This window comes from Streptomyces peucetius (genome assembly GCF_025854275.1).
GTDB classification, from domain to species: domain Bacteria; phylum Actinomycetota; class Actinomycetes; order Streptomycetales; family Streptomycetaceae; genus Streptomyces; species Streptomyces peucetius_A.
Window position 1 is genome coordinate 3,954,662 of record NZ_CP107567.1, and the last position, 20,068, is coordinate 3,974,729.

The window sequence follows — 20,068 nt, forward strand, 5'->3', positions numbered from 1 at the left end:
CCGCGGTCAGCTTTTCCCACAGCACGTCAGGCCACTGTAAGCAGGACCTGTGTGTATCCCGGCAATCCTTCACTTCCGGCATAACGGGCGCACCTTCACGGCGTCCATCGGGTCACCCGATGGCCCGTCCCGATTGTCCGCCCCGGTTGCCGACCGGTTCTTTCGATGCCCGCGCACACGTCTACCCCATGGCGGTGACACCATGACGCCGTGACCCAAGCACGGCAGCACAGCATTCAGGTCGTCGCCCACCGCGGCGCATCGGAAGACGCACCCGAGCACACCCTGGCCGCCTACCGCAAGGCGATCGAGGACGGCGCCGACGCCCTCGAGTGTGATGTACGGCTCACTGCCGACGGTCATCTGGTCTGCGTCCACGACCGTCGCGTCAACCGCACGTCCAACGGGCGGGGCGCGGTCTCCGCCCTCGAACTCGCGGAGCTCGCCGCCCTCGACTTCGGGTCCTGGAAGGACGCGGTGGAGAGCCCCGACTGGCGTGACCCGTCCCTCACCTCCGTGCTCACCCTGGAGCGCCTGCTGGAGCTGGTGGCCGATTCCGGTCGCCGTGTCGAGCTGGCCATCGAGACGAAACATCCCACGCGCTGGGCCGGGCAGGTCGAGGAGCGGCTGCTGCACCTGCTCGGGCGCTTCGGCCTGGCCGCACCGGCGTCCCCGGACGACTCCACGGTACGCGTCATGAGCTTCTCCGCCCGCTCCCTGCACCGGATCGCGGCGGCCGCACCCGGCCTCCCCACCGTGTACCTGATGCAGTTCATGACACCCCGGATGCGGGACGGGCGGCTGCCGGGCGGCGCGCGGATCGCCGGTCCCGGCATCCGGATCGTGCGCAACCATCCCGGCTACGTGGACCGGCTCCACCGCAGCGGCCACCGCGTCCATGTGTGGACCGTCAACGAGCCGGAGGACGTCGAGCTCTGCGCGCGGCTGGGTGTGGAGGCCATCATCACCAATCGCCCCAGGCAGGTGCTGTCCCAGCTGGGCCGGCTCTGATCCGACCTGCCCCCGGCACCCCTCGAACGGTCCGGGGCCGCCTCGCCGGGAGTGCACCGGCGCGTTCGGTACCTGCTCGATCGTGTCGAGTGCGTCACTGCTGTCCCCTTGGCCGGTTTCCGGTCCAGTCCATTGGGGCATTCACACCGTGGCGTGGGGCGAAGGAGGTCTCGGGGGTGGCGTTTGTGGTGGCACAGGAGGTGCCCACGTCGTCGAGCATGGCCGTACCCCATGGCCCTGCGGGCGTGGGCAAGGCGCGACACATGATGCGCGAGCAGCTGTTCCGCAGCGGTGTGTCGGAATCGGTCGTCGACGATGCAGTGCTGATCCTTTCCGAACTGCTCAGCAATGCGTGCAGGCACGGCAGACCGCTGGGACACGGGGACGCGGGCGACGGTGACGTACGGGCCGCATGGCGGGTGGACAAGGCAGGGCGGCTCACGGTCGAGGTGACGGACGGAGGCGGTCCGACCCGACCTGTTCCGGCCACGCCCTCGGTCACCGCACGGGGTGGCCGTGGGCTCAACATCATCAGCGCGCTGGCACAGGAGTGGGGCGTACGCGACAGCGCCACCGGTGAGGTCACGGTGTGGGTGATCGTCACCGAAGGGCACCGCCGCGAGGATTTCGCCGCGCGCGTCGCCGGCCCCTCGTTCAACTTCGCGGACGCCTTCGACGACCTGGACTGACGCGGAGGGCGGGCCGGACCCCGTCGTCGGCCTTCGGCTCCAGGTGTGGCCACGACCAGCGGCCCCGGAGCCGACGCGGAGGCAACGGCACGAACGGCGAGACCCGCCGGAGCGCCGACGCGGCGAGCGCCTCGGGCCCGCTGCTCCCCCATGACGGCGGCGTACGGCTAGGCTCGCGCCCGACACAGCACCGCCGCAATCGGGAGAAAGCCACACCATGGCCAAGAAGCGCCCCCAGACGAAGGCGACGAAGCCTCAGCTCAAGAACGGGGCCCGCGCCGCAGGCGTCAATGAGCCGGTTCCGGTCGTGGGAGCCCGCGAGCCCTGCCCCTGCGGCTCCGGCCGCCGCTACAAGGCGTGTCACGGCCGGGCCGCCTCGCATGCCGTGACCGAACTGGTCCAGCGCCCCTTCGAGGGGCTTCCGGGCGAGTGCGACTGGGTGGCCCTGCGCGAGCTGGTACCCGCCGCGACCGTCGCACTCACCCTGAAGGGCGGTCTTCCTGAGGGCGTGCCTTCCGTGACGCTCGCGACGGTCCTGCCGATGGCCTGGCCCGCCCTGCGCCGCGAGGACGGTTCGGTCCTGCTCGGGCTGCAGAACGACACCCCCTCCGGTGACCTCAGCCGCGACCTCGCCGGCACCCTGCAGCGGGCTCTCACGGCCGACCCGGGCACACCGGTCACCACCGGGACGGCCGCGGCCGACGGCGTCCGGCTGCAGGACCTGCTCGACCCGGACGCCGCTTTCGAGCCGACCGTCCACTCCGGCTTCGAATTCTGGGTGCCGGGGTCGGCCGAGCAGGCCTCCCCCGACGTGGCCGCCTCCCTCGAGCGTGCCAACGCGGCAGCCATCCCGACCGTGAAGCTCTCGGGCGTCGATGCCGCCTATTGGTGCGAGACCCCGGAGAAGAACCACCTCCGCTGGGTCATGCCGCACCCGGAGGAGCAGCTGCTCGACGCCCTGGCCAGGCTGCACGCCGCGGGCGGTTCGTCGCTCGGTGAGGGGACCCGGCTGGTGGGCTCCTTCCGTGCGCACGGGCTGATGGTTCCGGTGTGGGACCTGCCGACCACGATGGGCGCCGAGGACTGCGAGAAGCCCGCCGCCGAGTTCGCCGAGCGGCTGTCCGCCGCCCTGGAGAGCGACGCTCCGCTGACCGCGGAGGAACGCCGTGCGCGCGGCGGTCTCACCAACCGCCAGGTGACGCTCAGCTGAGAGTGACGATTACCGCCGGGCGTCGGGTGACACCAGTCACAACTCGCTCATTCGGAAGGTAAATCCCTGTCCGAATACGAGAGATCGAATTTGCGAACCGCAGATCTCTTGTTACGGTTCTAGAAGCCCGGTCGCTGGTGCATCCCCCGTCGCCAGCGACCGGGCGTTTCCATTTCGCGACACCTCAGTCGCCTCAACGGCCCCCGCGCTGTGGGGAGTTGCTCCCCGATCGCAGCAGGAGCGGCCCGTCACCCGTTCCGTCGTGAGCGGCGAACTCAGCCACTGCCGAGTAGGCGGAAGCGGCCCCGCGCGAAGGCTCACGAGGAGTTTCGCAAGTACGTGGCTCGTCGCCCGCCTCTGCATCGCAGTTGGTCTGCACAGTACGTCCGCCCGGTGCCATCAGAGTGAGTACGGACGTCAATTTCTCGCCGGTCGCATTGCGGTAATAGGTGCGGGCCCAGGTCAGACCACCGCGCGTCAGTACGCAGGTCTGCGCCTCGACGCCACCGGGAGAGGCGAGTTCCGGCCCACATCGGGACATCGTCCGTGCGGAGGTGCCGCCGGACGCTTCGCCCGTGCCTCGTTCGCCGATACGGGAGGCCCCGTCCGCCCCGGCGTGCGCGTCACCCGGACTGTCCGACCCGGCCGGGTCCGCACCGCCGTCGCCGGTGACGGCACCGAGCCCTGGCAGCAGGGCGGCGTCTGCGTCCGGGACCCCGCCCTCCGCCCGAGCGGCAGGGCCCTGCCCGGACCGGCCCACCGGTGTCGGCGTTCCCGCCGGTCCCGCGGACGCGGCGAGCGGGACCAGCGTGGCAGTGACCACCACTGCGGCGAGCCCGATAATGCGGAGATTCATCGGGCACCTGCCGGCTGCGGGAAATTCGTCACGACGGGCCGAAGATATCCGGGGAGTACGGGCGCACGGCCGACCGCGCGCCCAATTCCGTGACAACCGGGCCCAGCTGCTACCCGTACGAGTGACGGCGGCGCACCGATGTGCCCCGGCCCGGACCCGGCGAAGAGACCGGATCCGGCCCGCCGGAGCGAGCCGGAGGGTCAGTACGTGAGCCGGCTGCTGCCGTCCCCCGCCTCCGGCGGATGGAGCCCGCCGGGCGCACCGCTCGCGCTCGCCTCGACGAGTGCGTCGACGACCGCTTCCACGTCCGGCAGCCAGGGCGCGGCGGAACCGGGCAGCGGTGCCCTCTCCCACCGGACCTGCCCCTTGCCGGTCTCCGAGGGCGGCAGCACCAGATAGCCGCCGCTGCCGTGGAAGCGCAGGGAGCTGGGCACGCAGTCCTTGACGAAGAGCAGTTCGCCGAGTTGTTCCAGGGTGTACGGCGCCACCAGCAGCGACCACCGGGTGGGGGTGGCGACGACCGGTCCGAGTCGCATGTCCATCCGGTCCAGCGTCGCCAGCGCGCGGGATGCGGCGACCGCGGGCAGGCTCACGGCGCACGGCGCGCGGTCGTCGCCGGTCGAGCCGGCTGCCCGGGTCGGGCCTCCGGTGGCCAGCACGATCGGCGCGGTGGGGCGGTTGGTCCACCACCAGCGGATCATCCGCTCGTCGGTGGTCGCGGCGAGGATGCCGGGGTCGAAGGGGTGTGCGCCGGGCACGACGCACTCGGGGTCGGGGCAGGCGCACCCACGCTCGCCGCGGCTGCCGCGGTTTGCGCGTCCTCTGCCCTGGTCCGCCGGCCGGTCACCGCCCGCCGCTTTCAGTCCAACACCGGGAAGTACGGGCCATTGCCACTCGACAGCGCAGGTCAGCGCCGCTTCGAGCTGAACAGGCCCCTTCTTGCGCCGGTACCGGAGCCTGCGTCGCCTTCCGAGGATCTCGCGCATGAGCGCTCGTTCCTTTCCGTTGAACGCCGGGGTCCACATCACATCTGGTGTGCCGCTTTTCACTGTGCGTACAGGTGCGCGTACTGATCGGCGTTTCATCGCCCTTGCCCGTGGCATGGGCGCCCCCTGTCGCATAGGCGACAGGATCGTCGCCCGGGGGCCGAACGTGGGCTGTAGTCCATTAAACGCGTGGCGAGGGGTGGCGCGCGCCTGGCGCTTGCCGTCCCGCTGTAGTTCTTCCCCGCCACTCGGGGATGAGGCGTGGCCTGCGGCTGTTAGGACGCCGCGGCGCACCGCCAGGTTCCGGGACGCTTTCAACTGCCCCTGGACATCACCGTTCAGGTACCCAGCACGCTTGCGATGACGCTTCTCCCGAAGACCTTCGCCCTGGGAGACCCCCGCCGAACGCCTTCAGTCGACACCGATCGACCGCCATCACATGTATTTTTCGGCCAAGTTAGCAGGTGCCGGCCCGCCTCGCGGACACCATCAGTCCCACCGGAACAGTGCTGGACATCACCTTACGTGTGCGTGTAGATGTGGATGCATTGATAGCGGCGCAGAATGACATGGGGGTTTGCGATGCTATTGAGCGAAACGCACCTGCCGGAAAGCCGGCTGCCATGAGCGCCCCTCACCTGCCGAAAGTGGCTGGAATCGACTCTACGGTTCCTGCCCCCGCGCACAATTCCGCACCCATGCCCGCACCTCCCGCGGCCGGAGCCGTACTTCAGGACCGGCTGGCCGGCTGGGTCTCCGACCTCACCACGCTCCACGAACTCACCGAGCGGCTGATCAGGACCGGCACGCTCGACGACGCTCTCGACGAACTGCTCGGCGCGGGCGCCGCGCTCGTCGGCGCCCCCCGCGGTCTCGTGGTGCTCGAACCGGACCGGCACACCGCACGCGACAGCCCCCTCGACGACGACCCCGGCCCGGGCCTCGCCAAAGGTCTGGGCCTGAGCCGCTCCGACCTCGGCCACATCGAGACGGTGCCGCGCGGCGCGACGGCCCACGGCCGCATCCTCGACGGCAGTCACGGCACCCGCAGCGGCCGCGGCGGCCACAGCGCTCCGGCCGGCGTCCCCGGCCCCGTCGCCCACCCCGATCTCTTCGCCGACGACTCGCTCGACCCCCTCCACCGCGAGGTCGCCACCCGCCTCGGCTACGCGGCCAGTTACACCGTTCCACTGGCGACCGAGGAGTCGGGCACGCTCGGCGCCGCCGTGTGGCTGTACGACGAACCGGCCACCCCCGTCGAGCGCCAGTGCCACCTGGTCGGCCTCTACACGCGCTACGCCACCGAGCATCTGGCCCGCCTGCGCGAGCTGGAGCAGGCCCGCTCCACCGTCGCGACCGTCGCCGAGGAACTGCTGCCCAGCCGGCTGCCGCGGGTCCCCGGCGTCCAGCTCGCCGCCCGGCACCACACGGGCCCGCTCGGCGGGGGCGACTGGTACGACGCGCTGCCGCTGCCGGAGGGCGCTCTGGGCCTCGCGGCCGGGTCGGTCAGCGGCGGCGGCCCGAGCGCGCTCGCCGCGATGGGACGGCTGCGGGCGTCCCTGCGGGCGTACGCGGTGATGGAGGGAGAGGATCCGGTCGCCGTCCTGTCCGACCTCGAGCTGCTGCTGCGTCTCACCGAACCCGCGCGCACGGCGACCGCGCTGTTCGGGTACGCCGAACCGGCCGAACGGAAGATCGTGCTCGCCGGGGCGGGCCACGCGCCACCGCTGGTGACCGGCGAGCAGCGCACCGAGTTCGTCGAGACGTCGCTGTCGGCCCCGCTCGGGATGCTCGCGTGCTGGGAGGCGCCGAGCGTGGACCTGTGCGTCCAGCCGGGAGAAACGGTGCTGCTGTACACGGACGGACTGCTGCGGCGCACCGGCGAACCGATGGACCGTGCCTTCGCCAGGCTCCACTCGGCGGCGGCGAGCGTGCCCCGGGCGCTGCGCGGCGACCCCGCCTCGATCGCCGACCACGTGCTGCGCACGGTGCTTCCCGGAGGCCCGGACGCTGCCGGCAGCGGGGAGGACATCGTCCTGCTTGCTGCCCGTTTCGACTGATTCCTCACACTCCTTCGGGTCATCTTCCGGCCACACATACGATGGAGAGGTCCCCCGTGCCGACCCGGCAGAGGGGCCAGAGTCGTAACGGTCAAGGCCGACAAGCCCAGGAGGCACACGTGGCTGAGGAGCTCACCCCGGCGGAATCCGAACTGGCTGCTGACGCAGCGGGCACGGAGGGCGAGGAGCAGCCGATCAAGCAGCGCAAGAACGGCCTGTACCCGGGCGTGTCCGACGAGCTGGCCGAGAACATGAGCACCGGCTGGGCCGACACCGAGCTGCACGGCCTCGAGCCGATCCCGCAGGCGGAGCAGACCGCCGCCCGGCGCGCCGCGCTCTCCGCCCGCTACCCCGGCGAGCGCCTGGTGATCCCCGCGGGCAACCTGAAGACCCGCTCGAACGACACCGAGTACAGCTTCCGTGCCTCCACCGAGTACGCGTACCTGACCGGCGACCAGACGGAGGACGGCGTCCTGGTGCTGGAGCCCCGGGGCGAGGGCCACTCCGCCACCATCCATCTGCTGCCGCGCTCCAACCGTGAGAACGGCGAGTTCTGGCTGTCGGGCCAGGGCGAGCTGTGGGTGGGCCGCCGCCACTCCCTCGCGGAGGCCGAGCAGCTGCTGGGCATTCCCGCCGAGGACGTCCGTGAGCTGGCCGGCAAACTCAGCGAGGCCACCGGCCCGGTACGGGTCGTGCGCGGCCACGACGCCGCGATCGAGGCGGCGCTGACCGACAAGGTCACCGCCGAGCGCGACGAGGAACTGCGCGTCTACCTCTCCGAGGCCCGGGCCGTGAAGGACGCGTTCGAGATCGGCGAACTGCAGAAGGCGTGCGACTCCACCGCCCGCGGCTTCGAGGACGTCGTCAAGGTCCTGGACAAGGCCGAGGCCACCAGCGAGCGCTACATCGAGGGCACGTTCTTCCTGCGCGCCCGCGTCGAGGGCAACGACATCGGCTACGGCTCCATCTGTGCCGCCGGTCCGCACGCCACCACCCTCCACTGGGTGCGCAACGACGGCCCGGTCCGCTCCGGCGACCTGCTGCTGCTGGACGCCGGTGTGGAGACCCACACCCTCTACACCGCGGACATCACCCGCACGCTGCCCATCAGCGGCCGCTACACCGAGCTCCAGCGCAAGATCTACGACGCGGTCTACGAGGCCCAGGAGGCGGGCATCGCGGCCGTGCGGCCGGGCGCCAAGTACCGCGACTTCCACGACGCCGCGCAGCGGGTCCTCGCGACGAAGCTCGTCGAGTGGGGCCTGGTCGAGGGCCCCGTGGAGCGGGTGCTGGAACTGGGTCTGCAGCGCCGCTGGACCCTGCACGGCACCGGCCACATGCTCGGCATGGACGTCCACGACTGTGCCGCCGCGCGCACCGAGGCGTACGTCGACGGCACGCTGGAGCCCGGGATGTGCCTGACCGTCGAGCCCGGTCTGTACTTCCAGGCCGACGACCTGACCGTGCCCGAGGAGTACCGGGGCATCGGCGTCCGGATCGAGGACGACATCCTCGTCACGAAGGACGGCAACAGGAACCTGTCGGCGGCGCTGCCGCGCCGGGCCGACGAGGTCGAGGCGTGGATGGCCTCGCTCAAGAACGACAAGTAGGCGCACGGCCCCGGGGAGGGCGCGCGGCTCACGACACGTCGAGCAGCGCGTCCTCTCGCCATTTGAGGACCTTGTCGAAACTCACGACGGCGCCGCGGCCGGGCGTGCTGCGGACGTGGACATGGTCGGCGAGCTGCTCGATCAGGCACAGCCCCCGGCCGCTCTCGGCCGTGGCGGGCGACAGCGTGGCCGCGCGGCCGCACAGGACACCGCGGCTCGCGGGGAACCCGGGACCCGAGTCGGCCACCTCGATACGGCACCTCTCGCCGTCCAGGTAGGCCGTCACGCGGTACGCCCGGGACGCCTCGTCGGTGTCGCGGGCGCCGCCGTGCTCCACGGCGTTCGCACACGCCTCGGTCAGTGCGACCGACAGGTCGTAGGAGATGTCCGGATCGACGCCCGCGGTCTCCATGGTGCCGAGCAGCAGACGCCGGGCGAGCGGCACGCTCGCAGCCTCGCGCCGCAAATGGAGGGACCACCAGATGCTCATGCTCCAGCCTCCTGGCCGCGGCTCGACATACCGATACGTATTGCCCCCCGGCACGCTCCGTAAGCGCACCGTCGCAGTGGCGGCCCTCGTTCGGCGGATGCACATTTCCCGCCCGCCGGTGTATGTCGGCAAACGGGATCTTCCGGACCTGCCGTACGGGCGCCGCGACCGCAGTGCGATGATGAGCCGGCCATGTCGTCCCTACGCCACGCACGCGCCGGAGCCGGTCTGCGGCTGCTGAGGGCCGCGGTGTTCACCGCGGTCTGCGTCGTGCTGTCCGGGACGGGACATGTGCTGGCCGCCTGCCGGGCCGTCCCTCTGTGGACCCTTGTCCTGGGCTTCGTCGGGGTCTTCGTCGTGGTCACGCCCTTCGCGGGCCGGGAGCGTTCACTGCCCGCCATCGCCGGGGTGCTCACCGCCGGACAGCTCGGTCTGCACACGCTCTTCGCGGCCGGCCAGGGCAGTCTGCGGATGGCCCCGACGGCCGACGACACCCTGATCCGGATGGCCGCGAAGCTGGTGTGCGGGGCGGGCGCCTCCGCCATGAGCCCCGCCGACGCCCGCCGCATCGTCACGCTGGCGGGCATCGACCCGGACGCGCACATGGCGCACACGCACACCGCGGACGCCCTGGCCGCTCCGGAGCTGCTGCCGACCCTGCCCATGCTGCTCGGGCACCTGCTGGCCGCGGTCGCCACCGGGCTGGTGCTGCGCCGCGGTGACGCCGCGCTGCTGAGACTGATCCGGCTGTCGGCCGAATCCGCCCACGAGGCCGTCCAGACGGCGTGGCTGCGCCCGCTGCGCGCGGCACTCGTCCTCGTACAGGCTCTGCGTGCCGGGCTTCGGGTGACGCCCGGAGCCGGGCCGTGTCACGCGCCGGCCGCGGACGGGCCTCCACCGCCGCGTGCGGGCCAGGAACTTCAGCACACGGTGATCAGGCGCGGGCCGCCGCCCGTATTCGTCCTCAGCGCCTGACGCGGCCCACTCGACGGGAGTGGTGCCGCGGTGCCCGCGCACATCTGTGCGCCGACGGCACGCCACACCACTTCTCACCGTGGAGCTTTCTGTCATGAACGTTTCCCGTATCGCCGCCGCGTCCGCCGTCGCCGCCGGCGCCGTGATGATGTTCTCCGGCGCCGCATCCGCACACGTCGGCGTCCAGCCGCAGGGCGAGGCCGCCAAGGGCGGTTACGCGGTCGTCAACGTCAAGGTGCCCAACGAGCGCGACAACGCCTCGACGATCAAGGTCGAGATCAACCTGCCCTCCGAGCACCCCCTGTCGTCGGTGATGCCGCAGCCGGTGCCCGGCTGGAAGGTCGAGGTCGACAAGTCCAAGCTGGACAAGCCGCTCGACGTGCACGGGAAGAAGATCACCGAAGCGGTCACGAAGGTCACCTGGACCGCCGACGGCACGAAGATCGGACCCGGCGAGTTCCAGCAGTTCCCGCTGTCGCTGGGCCGGCTGCCCGAGGACGCCGACCAGCTCGTCTTCAAGGCCATCCAGACGTACGACAACAAGGAGGTCGTGCGCTGGATCGAGGAGCCCACCGAGGGCGGCGAGGAGCCCGAGTCGCCCGCCCCGGTCCTCAAGCTGTCGGCCGCCGCCGACGACCACCACGGCGCGGCAGCGACCGGCGCCGCCGCCAAGGACGACGCGAAGGCCGCCGCCGGTCACGAGGAGGAGGCGAAGCCCCGGGCCGCCTCCGGCGCCAGCAGCGACTCGACGGCCCGCATCCTTGGTGTGGTCGGCATTCTCGTCGGTGCAGCGGGCGTGGCCTTCGGCGTCCTCGCCGGCCGCCGCCGCTCGGCCTGACCTGCCCGTTACCGAACCCGTTCCGAAAGAGAAACCCATGCACAACCCCAAGAGCGACGGGGAGCCCCGCCGCAGCCGGCGAGCGCCGCTGATCGTGACGCTCGCCGTCACGGCCGCGTTCGCCGCCGTGGCGGGTGTCGCCGTCTCCCAGAACAACGACGGCGACACCGGCAGCCCCGTCGTCCAGGCCTCCGCCGAGGCGAAGACCGAGCCCTCGACCGTGCTCAGCCGGCCGTTCACCAAGCCGGACCTGGTGCTGACCGACACCAGCGGCAAGGAGTACGACCTGCGCAAGGAGACCAAGGGCAGGCCCACGCTGATCTACTTCGGCTACACGCACTGCCCCGACGTCTGTCCCCTGACGATGAGCAACCTCGCCATCGCGAAGAAGCAGCTGCCCGAGGCCGACCAGGAGAAGCTCCAGGTCGTCTTCGTCACCACCGACCCCGAGCGGGACACCCCGGCCGAGCTCGGCAAGTGGCTGCCCAGCGCGGGCGACCCGTCCTTCGTCGGACTGACCGGTGACTTCGCGACCATCCAGGCGGGCGCGCGGCAGATCGGCATCGGCATCGACGCCCCGAAGAAGGAGAAGGACGGCACCGTCGTGTCCATGCACGGCGCCCAGGTCGTCGCCTTCTCCCCGAAGACCGACCAGGGCTACGTCCTCTACGGCGAGGACACCACCGCCGACGAATGGGCCGCGGACCTCCCGAAGCTGATCAAGGGCGAGAAGCCGTGAGGCGACGCACCCCGCTCGCCGCGGTCACAGCGGTCGCGCTCGGCGCCGGCCTCGCGCTGGCGGGCTGCTCGGCCGGCGACGGGCCCGAATTGAAGGTCAGCGGCGCGTTCATGCCCCAGCCCGTCGGCGACATGGCGGCCGGTTTCCTGACCGTCGAGAACGACGGCGACGGCGCGGACGAGCTCACCTCGGTCACCAGCACCATCTCCGACGACATCACGATCCACGAGACGAAGAACCAGAAGATGCGGGAGGTGAAGTCCTTCGGCATCCCGGCCGGCGGCGAGCTCGACCTCGAACGCGGTGGCAGTCACATCATGTTCATGGCGCTCAAGCAGCAGCCGAAGCAGGGCGACACGGTCTCCATCGAGCTGCACTTCGAGAAGTCGGACCCCATCAAGGTCGAACTTCCCGTGAAGGAGACCACCCACAACCCGCAGAAGCACTGAGCACCGAGGGACTGATCATCCGATGACAGCCACCGCCCCGCGCTTCGGCCGGTCCCCGGTCCGGGCACTGCTCGCCCTGACCGTGCTGGTCGGCACGCTCCTCGGCGCGCTGCTGGCCGGCGCGGGCCCCGCGTCGGCACACGCCGCGCTCACCGGGAGCAATCCGGAGGACGGGGCGGTGGTGGCCACCGCGCCCAAGGAGGTCACCCTCACCTTCTCCGAACAGATCGCCATGGGCGACGACTCGATCCGGGTCCTCGAACCGAGCGGCAAACGCGCCGACAAGGCCGAGGTCCGCGACCTCGGCACCGGCGGCACCGTCACCTACGGCGTCGCCCTGCGCCCCGGTCTGCCGGACGGCACCTACACCGTCGCCTGGCAGGCCGTCTCCGCCGACAGCCATCCCGTCTCCGGAGCCTTCACCTTCTCCATCGGCGCGCCCTCGAAGACCGAGGTCGCGCTGCCCGAGGAGGAGGCCGGCGGCGGGGTCGTCGGCTTCCTCTACGACGTCGCGCGCTACGTCGCGTACGGCGGCTTCGTCCTCCTCGTCGGCGGCGCGGCCTTCGTCCTGCTGTGCTGGCAGCGGGGCGCCGCGGTACGAGCCGTGCAGCGCCTCGTCGTCCAGGGCTGGGCGGCCATGACCGCGTCCACCCTCGCGCTGCTGCTCCTGCGCGGCCCCTACACCGGCTCCGGCGAGCTCGGGGACGTCCTCGACCTCGGCGCGCTGGGGCCGGTCCTCGAGACGAAGACGGGCGCGGCGCTCGTCTCGCGGCTGCTGCTGCTCGGCGCGGCCGCTCTGTTCGTGGCCGTCCTGTTCGGCGCCTTCGCGAAACGTGAGGACGCCGGCGAGAAGAAGGACCTGACCTTCGGGCTGGCCGTCGGCGGCACGGTAGTCGCGGCCGGGATCGCCGCGACCTGGGCACTGTCCGAACACGCCTCGACCGGTATCCAGTCGGCCGTCGCGATGCCCGTCGACGTACTGCACCTGCTGGCCGTGGCGGTCTGGCTCGGCGGCCTGGCCACCCTGCTGACCGCCCTCCACCGGTCACCGGCGATCGAACGCCGGGCGGTCCGGCGGTTCTCCGCCGCCGCCTTCACCAGCGTGGTCGTGCTCGCCGCGACCGGGCTCTACCAGTCCTGGCGGCAGGTCGGCTCGTTCTCGGCGCTGACCGGCACCCGGTACGGGCAGCTGCTGCTGATCAAGGTGGGGCTGGTCGCCGTCATGGTCGGCGTGGCCTGGGTCTCGCGTCGCTGGACCAGGCAGCTCGCCGAGGTCCCGGAGGCCGCCACCGCGAAGAAGGCGGAGGGAACCACGGAGGAAGAGGCGGAAGAGAGGGAAGAGGGGGACGAGTCGGTCGCGGGCTCCGCCGACGCCGCCGCCGGCCCTGCCGCCGACCCGAAGCGCGCGGCCCAACTCGCCCGGCAGCAGGCCGCCGTGGCGACCGCCGAACGCAAGCGGAACCGTGACGCGGACAACGAGCGTTCCGGACTGCGGCGTTCCGTGCTGGTGGAGACCGGTGTCGCCGTGGTCCTGCTGGCCGTGACGACCGTGCTCACGTCCACCGAGCCGGGCCGTACGGAGGAGCAGGCCGCCAAGGCCGGTGACTCCCGGGCCGCCGCGGAGGCTGCAGGGCCGGCGGAGCTCGAGATGCCGTTCGACACCGGCGGCGAGAACGGCAGGGGAACCGTGCGGCTCACCCTCGACCCGGCGCTGTCCGGCGGCAACGACCTGCACCTGTGGATCGAGTCACCGGACGGCAAGGCGCTGGACGCCCCGGAGGTGAAGGTCTCCTTCACCCTGAAGACCAAGCAGATCGGCCCGCTGCCCATCACCCCCGACCGCATCAGCGCGGGACACTGGACCGCGAGCACCGTCCAGATCCCGATGCCGGGCGACTGGCAGATCAAGGTGACCGTGCGGACCTCGGACATCGACCAGACGACCATCGACGAGAACATCAAGATCGGCTGAACCACCGTGACAACCGGAACATCTGTGACCACTGCGGACGACGCACCCGACGACGGCATCTCCAGGCGACGGCTGCTCAGCACCGCGGGCGCCGCCGGCGCGACCGGTCTGCTGCTGGGGGCGGCGGGCGGTGCCACGGCGTACGCGGTGGCGGAGGAGGACCCGGCGGAACTGGCCACCGTGGGGTCCACCAGCGTCGCGTTCCACGACCGCCCGCACCAGGCCGGCATCACGGAGCCGCAGCAGGCGCACGGGCATCTCGTCGCCTTCGACCTCGCGCCCGGCGCCGGGCGCAAGGAAGCCGCCGCGCTGATGCGGCGCTGGTCGGTGCTGGCGGGCGAACTGATGGCGGGCAGGCCGGCGGGCGACGGTGACACCGGCGTGGCGCTCGACGCCGGGCCGTCCTCGCTGACCGTCACCTTCGGTTTCGGCCGCTCCTTCTTCGACCGCACGTCCCTGGTGGCGCAACGCCCGGCCGGCCTCGACCCGCTGCCGTCGTTCTCCTCCGACCACCTGGACGCCAGGCGGTCGAACGGCGATCTGTGGGTGCAGATCGGCGCGAACGACGCGCTCGTCGCCTTCCACGCGCTGCGGGCGGTCCAGAAGGCGGCGGGCGGGGCGGCCGGGGTCCGCTGGCAGATGAACGGCTTCAACCGCTCACCGGGCGCCACCGCGCAGCCGATGACCGCACGCAACCTGATGGGCCAGATCGACGGCACCGGAAATCCGAAGCCGTCGGAGCCCGATTTCGACCAGCGCGTCTTCGTACCGTCCGGCGGGGAGCACCCCTGGCTCGAAGGCGGGTCCTACGCGGTCGTACGCCGCATCCGGATGCTGCTCGACGACTGGGAGAAGCTCTCCCTGCACAAGCAGGAGCGGGTCATCGGCCGGCGGAAGTCCGACGGCGCCCCGCTGACGGGCGGCACCGAGACGACCGAGCTCGCGCTCGACGCGACCGGACCCGACGGAAGGCTCGTCATTCCCGACAACGCGCACGCCCGTATCTCCGCACCCGAGCAGAACGGCGGCGCCGCGATGCTGCGGCGGCCCTTCTCCTTCCACGACGGGATCGGCCCCGACGGCACGCCCGACGCCGGCCTCCTTTTCGTCTGCTGGCAGGCCGATCCGCTGCGCGGCTTCGTACCGGTGCAGCGCAAACTGGACCGAGGGGACGCGCTCTCCCCGTTCATCCGGCACGAGGCGAGCGGGCTCTTCGCGGTCCCGGGCGCGCCCAGGAAGGGCGAGTACGTGGGGCAGGGTCTGCTGGAAGCATGATGGGCGCCATCCGGGCCCATTAGGGTGACGGTATGTCGGCCACGCGCTTCACCTATCTCGGTCCCGAGGGCACCTTCACCGAAGCCGCCCTGCGCACGCTCCCGGAAGCCGCCACCCGGGAGCTCGTCCCGATGGTCTCCGTGCCGACGGCGCTCGACGCCGTACGGGCCGGGGAGGCCGCGGCCGCTCTCGTACCGATCGAGAACTCGGTGGAGGGCGGTGTCACCGCCACGCTCGACGAGCTGGCGTCCGGCGAGCCGCTGATGATCTACCGCGAGGTGCTGCTCCCCATCGCCTTCGCGCTGCTGGTGCGCCCGGGGACCACGCTCTCCGAGGTGAAGACGGTGACCGGTCATCCGGTCGCCCAGCCGCAGGTGCGGAACTGGCTGCGCGCGCACCTGCCGGACGCCGTGTGGGAGTCGGCCGCCTCGAACGCCGACGGGGCCAGGCTGGTGCAGGAGGGCCGCTTCGACGCCGCGTTCGCGGGCGAGTTCGCCGCGGCCACGTACGGGCTGGTGCCCCTGGTGACCGAGATCCACGACGCGGAGAACGCGGAGACGCGCTTCGTCCTGGTGGGACGGCCGGCCAGGCCAGCGGCGCCGACCGGGGCGGACAAGACGTCCGTCGTCATCTGGCTGGGCGACGACCACCCGGGCGCGCTGCTGGAGCTCCTGCAGGAGTTCGCGGTGCGCGGGGTGAACCTGATGCTCATCCAGTCCCGGCCGACGGGCGCCGGTATCGGCAACTACTGCTTCGCGGTCGATGCCGAAGGGCATATCTCGGACCGGCGTGTGGGCGAGGCGTTGATGGGCCTGAAGCGGATCTGTCCGAAGGTGCGTTTCCTCGGTTCCTATCCCAGGGCCGGGGTCACGGCGGAGGATGTGCGGCCGCTGCGGGCGGGGACGTCGGACCCGGACTTCACGGCCGCCTCGGACTGGCTGGCGCGTTGCCAGGACGGCCGCGCCTGAGGCGGTCCGGGGGTGGCCGGGACATCGACGACCGGGCCTGCCTGCGGATTCTCGTCGTCCACAAAGCTTGTCCACATACCTTGTCCACAGCGCTTGTCCACAGGTGCGCTTCTCGACCTGGGGACAAGTCGACAACAGAACCCCACAGGGTCGACAAATCGCCTCACCTGCCCCACTTCCGTCCACAGGGCGACAGGCCGTACCTGTCCACCCCATTCCATTGATCAACTCTTTGGGTGAGGAATTCTCACTCGGATGAGTGCGTAAGGCCGGTTTGATACAGGAATTCACCAGCCAGGAAGCGCCTTCCGGAATGATCTCTTCCGGAATCCACAGATCACTCACACAGGCTGTGGATAACTTTCCGGAGTGCCGGATCCCTGTGGACAAAGCCTTCTCTCCGGGCCTCGCACCCGGAACCCGGCACTCAGGGCGAGACGGCCCATCCGCCCCTTTTCAGGGAAGTTGCCCGATTGTCCCGCACTGCCGGACGAGGGTTTACTTCCGCTCCCGGCACCTCTCCACCGGCTCCATATTTTTCACCAACCCCCACAATTAGGACGAAGTAACACGCAAGCAGAAAGGGAGTCGGCACCGGTAGCCTGGTGGGGTGATTGACCTTCGCCTGCTTCGTGAGGACCCAGACCGTGTTCGCGCCTCCCAGCGCGCCCGTGGAGAGGACGTCGGCCTCGTCGACGCCCTGCTCTCCGCCGACGAGCGGCGAAGGTCCTCGGGCCTCAGCTTCGACGAACTGCGCTCCGAGCAGAAGTCGCTCGGCAAGCTGATCCCCAAGGCCACCCCCGAAGAGCGGGCCGAGCTGCTCAAGAAGGCCGAGCAGCTCAAGGCCGACGTCAAGGCGGCCGAGGCCGAGCAGAACGACGCGGACGAAGAGACCCGTCGGCTGCTGCTCCAGCTCGGCAACATCGTGCACGAGGACGTCCCGGTCGGCGGCGAGGAGGACTTCGTCGTCCTCGAGACGCACGGCACGATCCGCGACTTCGGCGCGGAGGGCTTCACGCCCAAGGACCACCTGGAGCTCGGCGAGGCGCTGGGCGCCATCGACGTCGAGCGCGGCGCGAAGGTGTCCGGCTCCCGCTTCTACTACCTCACCGGCGTCGGCGCGCTCCTCGAGCTCGCCCTCGTCAACGCCGCGATCGCGCAGGCCACCGAGGCCGGCTTCGTCCCGATGCTGACCCCGGCGCTGGTCCGCCCCCGCGCGATGGAGGGCACCGGCTTCCTCGGCCAGGCCGCGGAGAACGTCTACCACCTCGAGAAGGACGACTACTACCTGGTCGGCACCTCCGAGGTCCCGCTCGCCGCGTACCACATGGACGAGATCCTCGACGCCGACAAGCTGCCGCTGCGGTACGCGGGCTTCTCGCCCTGCTTCCGCCGCGAGGCCGGTACCTACGGCAAGGACACCCGCGGCATCTTCCGCGTCCACCAGTTCGACAAGGTCGAGATGTTCTCGTACGTCGCGCCGGACGACGCGGAGGCCGAGCACAAGCGGCTGCTGGAGTGGGAGAAGCAGTGGCTGACCGGCCTGGAGCTGCCGTTCCAGGTGATCGACGTGGCCACGGCCGACCTCGGTTCCTCGGCTTCGCGCAAGTACGACTGCGAGGCGTGGATCCCGACCCAGGGCAAGTACCGCGAACTGACCTCCGCGTCGAACTGCGACAGCTTCCAGGCGCGCCGCCTGTCCGTGCGCATGCGCGACGGAAAGAAGGTGCAGCCGCTGGCGACGCTGAACGGCACCCTGTGCGCCGTGCCGCGCACCATCGTGGCCATCCTGGAGAACCACCAGCTGGCCGACGGCTCGGTGCGGGTCCCCGAGGTGCTCCGTCCCTACCTGGGCGGCCGTGAAGTGCTGGAGCCGATCTCCAAGTGAGCACCGCCCCCCTCCCGTACCGGCTCGTCGCCACGGATCTCGACGGAACGCTTCTGCGTACCGACGACACGGTCTCGGAGCGCACCCGCGACGCGCTCACGGTGGTCGCCGCGGCCGGCGCCGCGCACATCGTCGTCACCGGGCGCGGTGTGCCGTGGACGAAGTACATACTGGACGACCTCGGCTACGACGGTCTGGCCGTGTGCGGGCAGGGGGCGCAGGTCTACCACGCGGGTGAGCACCGGCTGCTGACGTCCGTCACCCTCGACCGGCAGCTGGCCGGCATCGCCCTGGCCAAGATCGAGGCGGAGGTCGGCCCGCTGCTGCTCGCCGCCAGCCGTGACGGACTGGAGGGCGATGTGCTGGTCGGCTCCGGCTACCAGGTGCACGACGGTCCACTGCCCTATGTGCCGATGCACGATCCGGCCGACCTGTGGGCCGCCCCGCTGACCAAGGTGTACATACAGCACCCGACGCTCGGGGACGACGAACTGGCGCAGGCTGCCAGAGCGACGGTCGGCAATCTCGTGGACGTGGTCATGGCCGGCGCGGGCGTCGTGGAGATCCTGCCGCTGGGCCTGAGCAAGGCCACGGGCCTGTCACTGGCCGCCCGTAGGCTGGGGCTGAAGGCGGCGGACACGATCGCCTTCGGCGACATGCCCAACGACATCCCGATGTTCGGCTGGGCTGCGCACGGTGTGGCGATGGCGAACGCGCACGACGAACTCAAGGCCGTGGCACACGAGATCACCGCGTCGAACGACGACGACGGGATCGCGGTGGTGCTGGAGCACCTGCTCGCGGGCTGACCGGGCCAGTCCAGTGGCGGTACCGGCACCGGACCGGCACGGTCACCTGACGGGCTGGGTCACGCGGCGGGCTGGCTCACCGGAACGGCAAGGCCGCACGACGACTGCGGTCGCCGGAACGGCACGGTCACCGGGCGGGTGACCACCGTCGGTGCGTGCACACCGGGAAGGGGCGGCCCGCGCGGATGCGCGCTCGAAGCGGCCGCCCCCTGGGCGGCCGCCCGGCGGCCGTGCGGAGTGCGATGACTACTCCGCTGCCTGCCGGGTGCCGCCGCGAAGGGAGCGCGACGGACCGGGACTCGAACTCCTGGTCATCGTCGCGCTCCTCTCCCGGTCGGTGTGCTCCTCAACTCTCCTCGCGGGGGGAGTTCAACGCCACCGAATTTCGGGCGTCACCTGCGGCGTCGCCGCCTCAGGTCCCTGAGCTGACGGGCGAAGTCGTCCATCCTGGCGTCCATCCGGACCATGTCGTCGGACAGCTCGCACAGCCTGTTGCTCATCGCCGCGACGACCCGGTTGGTGGCATCCAGCCGGTCGTCGAGACGGTCGAGCCGCTGCGACATCCGGTTCAGCACCGGCCCGAGCTCCTGGAGTGCCGTTCCGACGCCGGCCATGCAGTGCTCGAGGTTCGTGACACGCCAGCCGAGCGATGCGTAGCCCTCGCGCCAACCGTGCTCGGTGTCCAGGAGGTAGCTGCGCACACGCCGGGCGATGTCGCTGTCGCGCAGAAGCATGGCGACGTCGAGCACGGCCCGGCGGGTGAAGAGCATGAGACTGGAGCGGCGCTGTGGATAACTTCCGTCGCTCCCCGATGAGAGTGACATGTTGTCACTCTGATATTCGCGCTGGTCAAAACCACGCAGTACCTGCATACCGTTCTGAGCAAGCTCCTCACGGTGCCGCGACGTCAACTGCCCGATGACGTTTGTGGATTACTTCGAAGTACCGCGCGACCCCCTCTGTGGACACGTGCACGTGGTCGGGGAGCAGCGTGAGCGCCTTCACCTTGTCGAGCGCTTCGACCTGCCCGACGTGCTCGATGCGCAGCGCGCGCGACTCGAGCAGGGCGACTTCCGACGGCATGGAAATGACTTCCGTTCGTGAACCGTTGCTGGACGGCCCTGTCCCCGGGCACAGGGGTGGAGGTCGGCTCACGGTGCAACTCACTCGATGACCGGCCCGGGCGGTGTGCTCACCGCTCCGGCACCGGCAATCCCCGACTTCACGAACGCTCGACGCTACG

Annotated in this window: 16 protein-coding genes and 1 pseudogene; 14 read left to right on the forward strand and 3 right to left on the reverse strand. The window is 70.9% G+C overall.

The features are described 5' to 3' along the window. The first annotated feature begins 210 nt into the window (after window positions 1-210). From OGH68_RS18205 to OGH68_RS18215, 3 genes are all read left to right on the forward strand, one after another. Window positions 211-1,011, forward strand: coding sequence for a glycerophosphodiester phosphodiesterase (locus tag OGH68_RS18205; protein WP_264245303.1), 801 nt, complete (start codon window positions 211-213; stop codon window positions 1,009-1,011). A gap of 89 nt (window positions 1,012-1,100) precedes the next feature. Further along, window positions 1,101-1,700 carry an ATP-binding protein gene (locus OGH68_RS18210; RefSeq protein WP_264245305.1) on the forward strand — a complete coding sequence of 200 codons (600 nt, stop codon included), beginning with the start codon at window positions 1,101-1,103 and terminating at the stop codon, window positions 1,698-1,700. A gap of 217 nt (window positions 1,701-1,917) precedes the next feature. Beyond that, window positions 1,918-2,910, forward strand: coding sequence for an SEC-C domain-containing protein (locus OGH68_RS18215; protein WP_264245307.1), 993 nt, complete (start codon window positions 1,918-1,920; stop codon window positions 2,908-2,910). Between the two features lie 1,056 nt (window positions 2,911-3,966). Here the strand turns inward: OGH68_RS18215 and OGH68_RS18225 are convergent. Continuing rightward, complete coding sequence (locus OGH68_RS18225) at window positions 3,967-4,752, reverse strand: bifunctional DNA primase/polymerase (RefSeq protein WP_264245311.1); 786 nt, start codon at window positions 4,750-4,752, stop codon at window positions 3,967-3,969. Between the two features lie 506 nt (window positions 4,753-5,258). On the opposite strand from OGH68_RS18225, the gene OGH68_RS18230 reads away from it, so the two are divergent. After that, on the forward strand, window positions 5,259-6,812 hold the full coding sequence (locus OGH68_RS18230; protein WP_264250146.1) for a PP2C family protein-serine/threonine phosphatase: 1,554 nt from the start codon (window positions 5,259-5,261) through the stop codon (window positions 6,810-6,812). 119 nt (window positions 6,813-6,931) lie between these two features. Beyond that, window positions 6,932-8,422, forward strand: a complete 1,491-nt coding sequence (locus OGH68_RS18235; protein WP_413471000.1) for an aminopeptidase P family protein — start codon at window positions 6,932-6,934, stop codon at window positions 8,420-8,422. A gap of 28 nt (window positions 8,423-8,450) precedes the next feature. On the opposite strand, the gene OGH68_RS18240 is transcribed toward OGH68_RS18235, so the two are convergent. Next, window positions 8,451-8,912, reverse strand: a complete 462-nt coding sequence (locus OGH68_RS18240) for an ATP-binding protein (protein WP_264245313.1) — start codon at window positions 8,910-8,912, stop codon at window positions 8,451-8,453. Between the two features lie 192 nt (window positions 8,913-9,104). Between OGH68_RS18240 and OGH68_RS18245 the strand changes: the two genes are divergently transcribed. The 9 genes from OGH68_RS18245 (at window position 9,105) to OGH68_RS18285 (ending at window position 18,825) form a co-directional block, all read left to right on the forward strand. Beyond that, window positions 9,105-9,887 carry a hypothetical protein gene (locus OGH68_RS18245; protein ID WP_264245315.1) on the forward strand — a complete coding sequence of 261 codons (783 nt, stop codon included), beginning with the start codon at window positions 9,105-9,107 and terminating at the stop codon, window positions 9,885-9,887. Between the two features lie 94 nt (window positions 9,888-9,981). Further along, window positions 9,982-10,725, forward strand: a complete 744-nt coding sequence (locus OGH68_RS18250; protein WP_264245317.1) for a YcnI family protein — start codon at window positions 9,982-9,984, stop codon at window positions 10,723-10,725. 37 nt (window positions 10,726-10,762) lie between these two features. After that, window positions 10,763-11,464 carry an SCO family protein gene (locus tag OGH68_RS18255; protein ID WP_264245319.1) on the forward strand — a complete coding sequence of 234 codons (702 nt, stop codon included), beginning with the start codon at window positions 10,763-10,765 and terminating at the stop codon, window positions 11,462-11,464. Next, the gene (locus OGH68_RS18260) at window positions 11,461-11,913 is read left to right on the forward strand and encodes a copper chaperone PCu(A)C (RefSeq protein WP_264245321.1); all 453 of its coding nucleotides are present in this window, start codon (window positions 11,461-11,463) and stop codon (window positions 11,911-11,913) included. The genes OGH68_RS18255 and OGH68_RS18260 overlap by 4 nt, the downstream gene beginning before the upstream one ends. 22 nt (window positions 11,914-11,935) lie before the next feature. Then, window positions 11,936-13,885, forward strand: a complete 1,950-nt coding sequence (locus tag OGH68_RS18265) for a copper resistance protein CopC (RefSeq protein WP_264245323.1) — start codon at window positions 11,936-11,938, stop codon at window positions 13,883-13,885. Window positions 13,886-13,909: 24 nt separating this feature from the next. Beyond that, window positions 13,910-15,160, forward strand: a complete 1,251-nt coding sequence (gene efeB / locus OGH68_RS18270; protein WP_264245325.1) for an iron uptake transporter deferrochelatase/peroxidase subunit — start codon at window positions 13,910-13,912, stop codon at window positions 15,158-15,160. A gap of 32 nt (window positions 15,161-15,192) precedes the next feature. Further along, window positions 15,193-16,128, forward strand: coding sequence for a prephenate dehydratase (gene pheA / locus OGH68_RS18275; protein ID WP_264245327.1), 936 nt, complete (start codon window positions 15,193-15,195; stop codon window positions 16,126-16,128). 610 nt (window positions 16,129-16,738) lie between these two features. Further along, window positions 16,739-18,016: a serine--tRNA ligase gene (gene serS / locus OGH68_RS18280; protein WP_264245329.1), complete on the forward strand. Its 1,278-nt coding sequence runs from the start codon at window positions 16,739-16,741 to the stop codon at window positions 18,014-18,016. After that, window positions 18,013-18,825: an HAD family hydrolase gene (locus tag OGH68_RS18285; protein ID WP_264245332.1), complete on the forward strand. Its 813-nt coding sequence runs from the start codon at window positions 18,013-18,015 to the stop codon at window positions 18,823-18,825. The genes serS and OGH68_RS18285 overlap by 4 nt, the downstream gene beginning before the upstream one ends. Before the next feature lie 392 nt (window positions 18,826-19,217). Here the strand turns inward: OGH68_RS18285 and OGH68_RS18290 are convergent. Then, window positions 19,218-19,908: pseudogene (locus OGH68_RS18290) on the reverse strand (hypothetical protein). Window positions 19,909-20,068: the final 160 nt, after the last annotated feature.

What these genes read in the sequence shown, in the direction of transcription:
- OGH68_RS18245 (WP_264245315.1), top strand. Translation starts at nt 9,105, where the DNA reads ATGTCGTCCCTACGCCACGCACGCGCCGGAGCCGGTCTGCGGCTGCTG.
- OGH68_RS18215 (WP_264245307.1), top strand. Translation starts at nt 1,918, where the DNA reads ATGGCCAAGAAGCGCCCCCAGACGAAGGCGACGAAGCCTCAGCTCAAG.
- OGH68_RS18265 (WP_264245323.1), top strand. Translation starts at nt 11,936, where the DNA reads ATGACAGCCACCGCCCCGCGCTTCGGCCGGTCCCCGGTCCGGGCACTG.
- pheA (WP_264245327.1), top strand. Translation starts at nt 15,193, where the DNA reads ATGTCGGCCACGCGCTTCACCTATCTCGGTCCCGAGGGCACCTTCACC.
- OGH68_RS18240 (WP_264245313.1), bottom strand. Translation starts at nt 8,912, where the DNA reads ATGAGCATCTGGTGGTCCCTCCATTTGCGGCGCGAGGCTGCGAGCGTG.
- OGH68_RS18225 (WP_264245311.1), bottom strand. Translation starts at nt 4,752, where the DNA reads ATGCGCGAGATCCTCGGAAGGCGACGCAGGCTCCGGTACCGGCGCAAG.
- OGH68_RS18250 (WP_264245317.1), top strand. Translation starts at nt 9,982, where the DNA reads ATGAACGTTTCCCGTATCGCCGCCGCGTCCGCCGTCGCCGCCGGCGCC.
- OGH68_RS18255 (WP_264245319.1), top strand. Translation starts at nt 10,763, where the DNA reads ATGCACAACCCCAAGAGCGACGGGGAGCCCCGCCGCAGCCGGCGAGCG.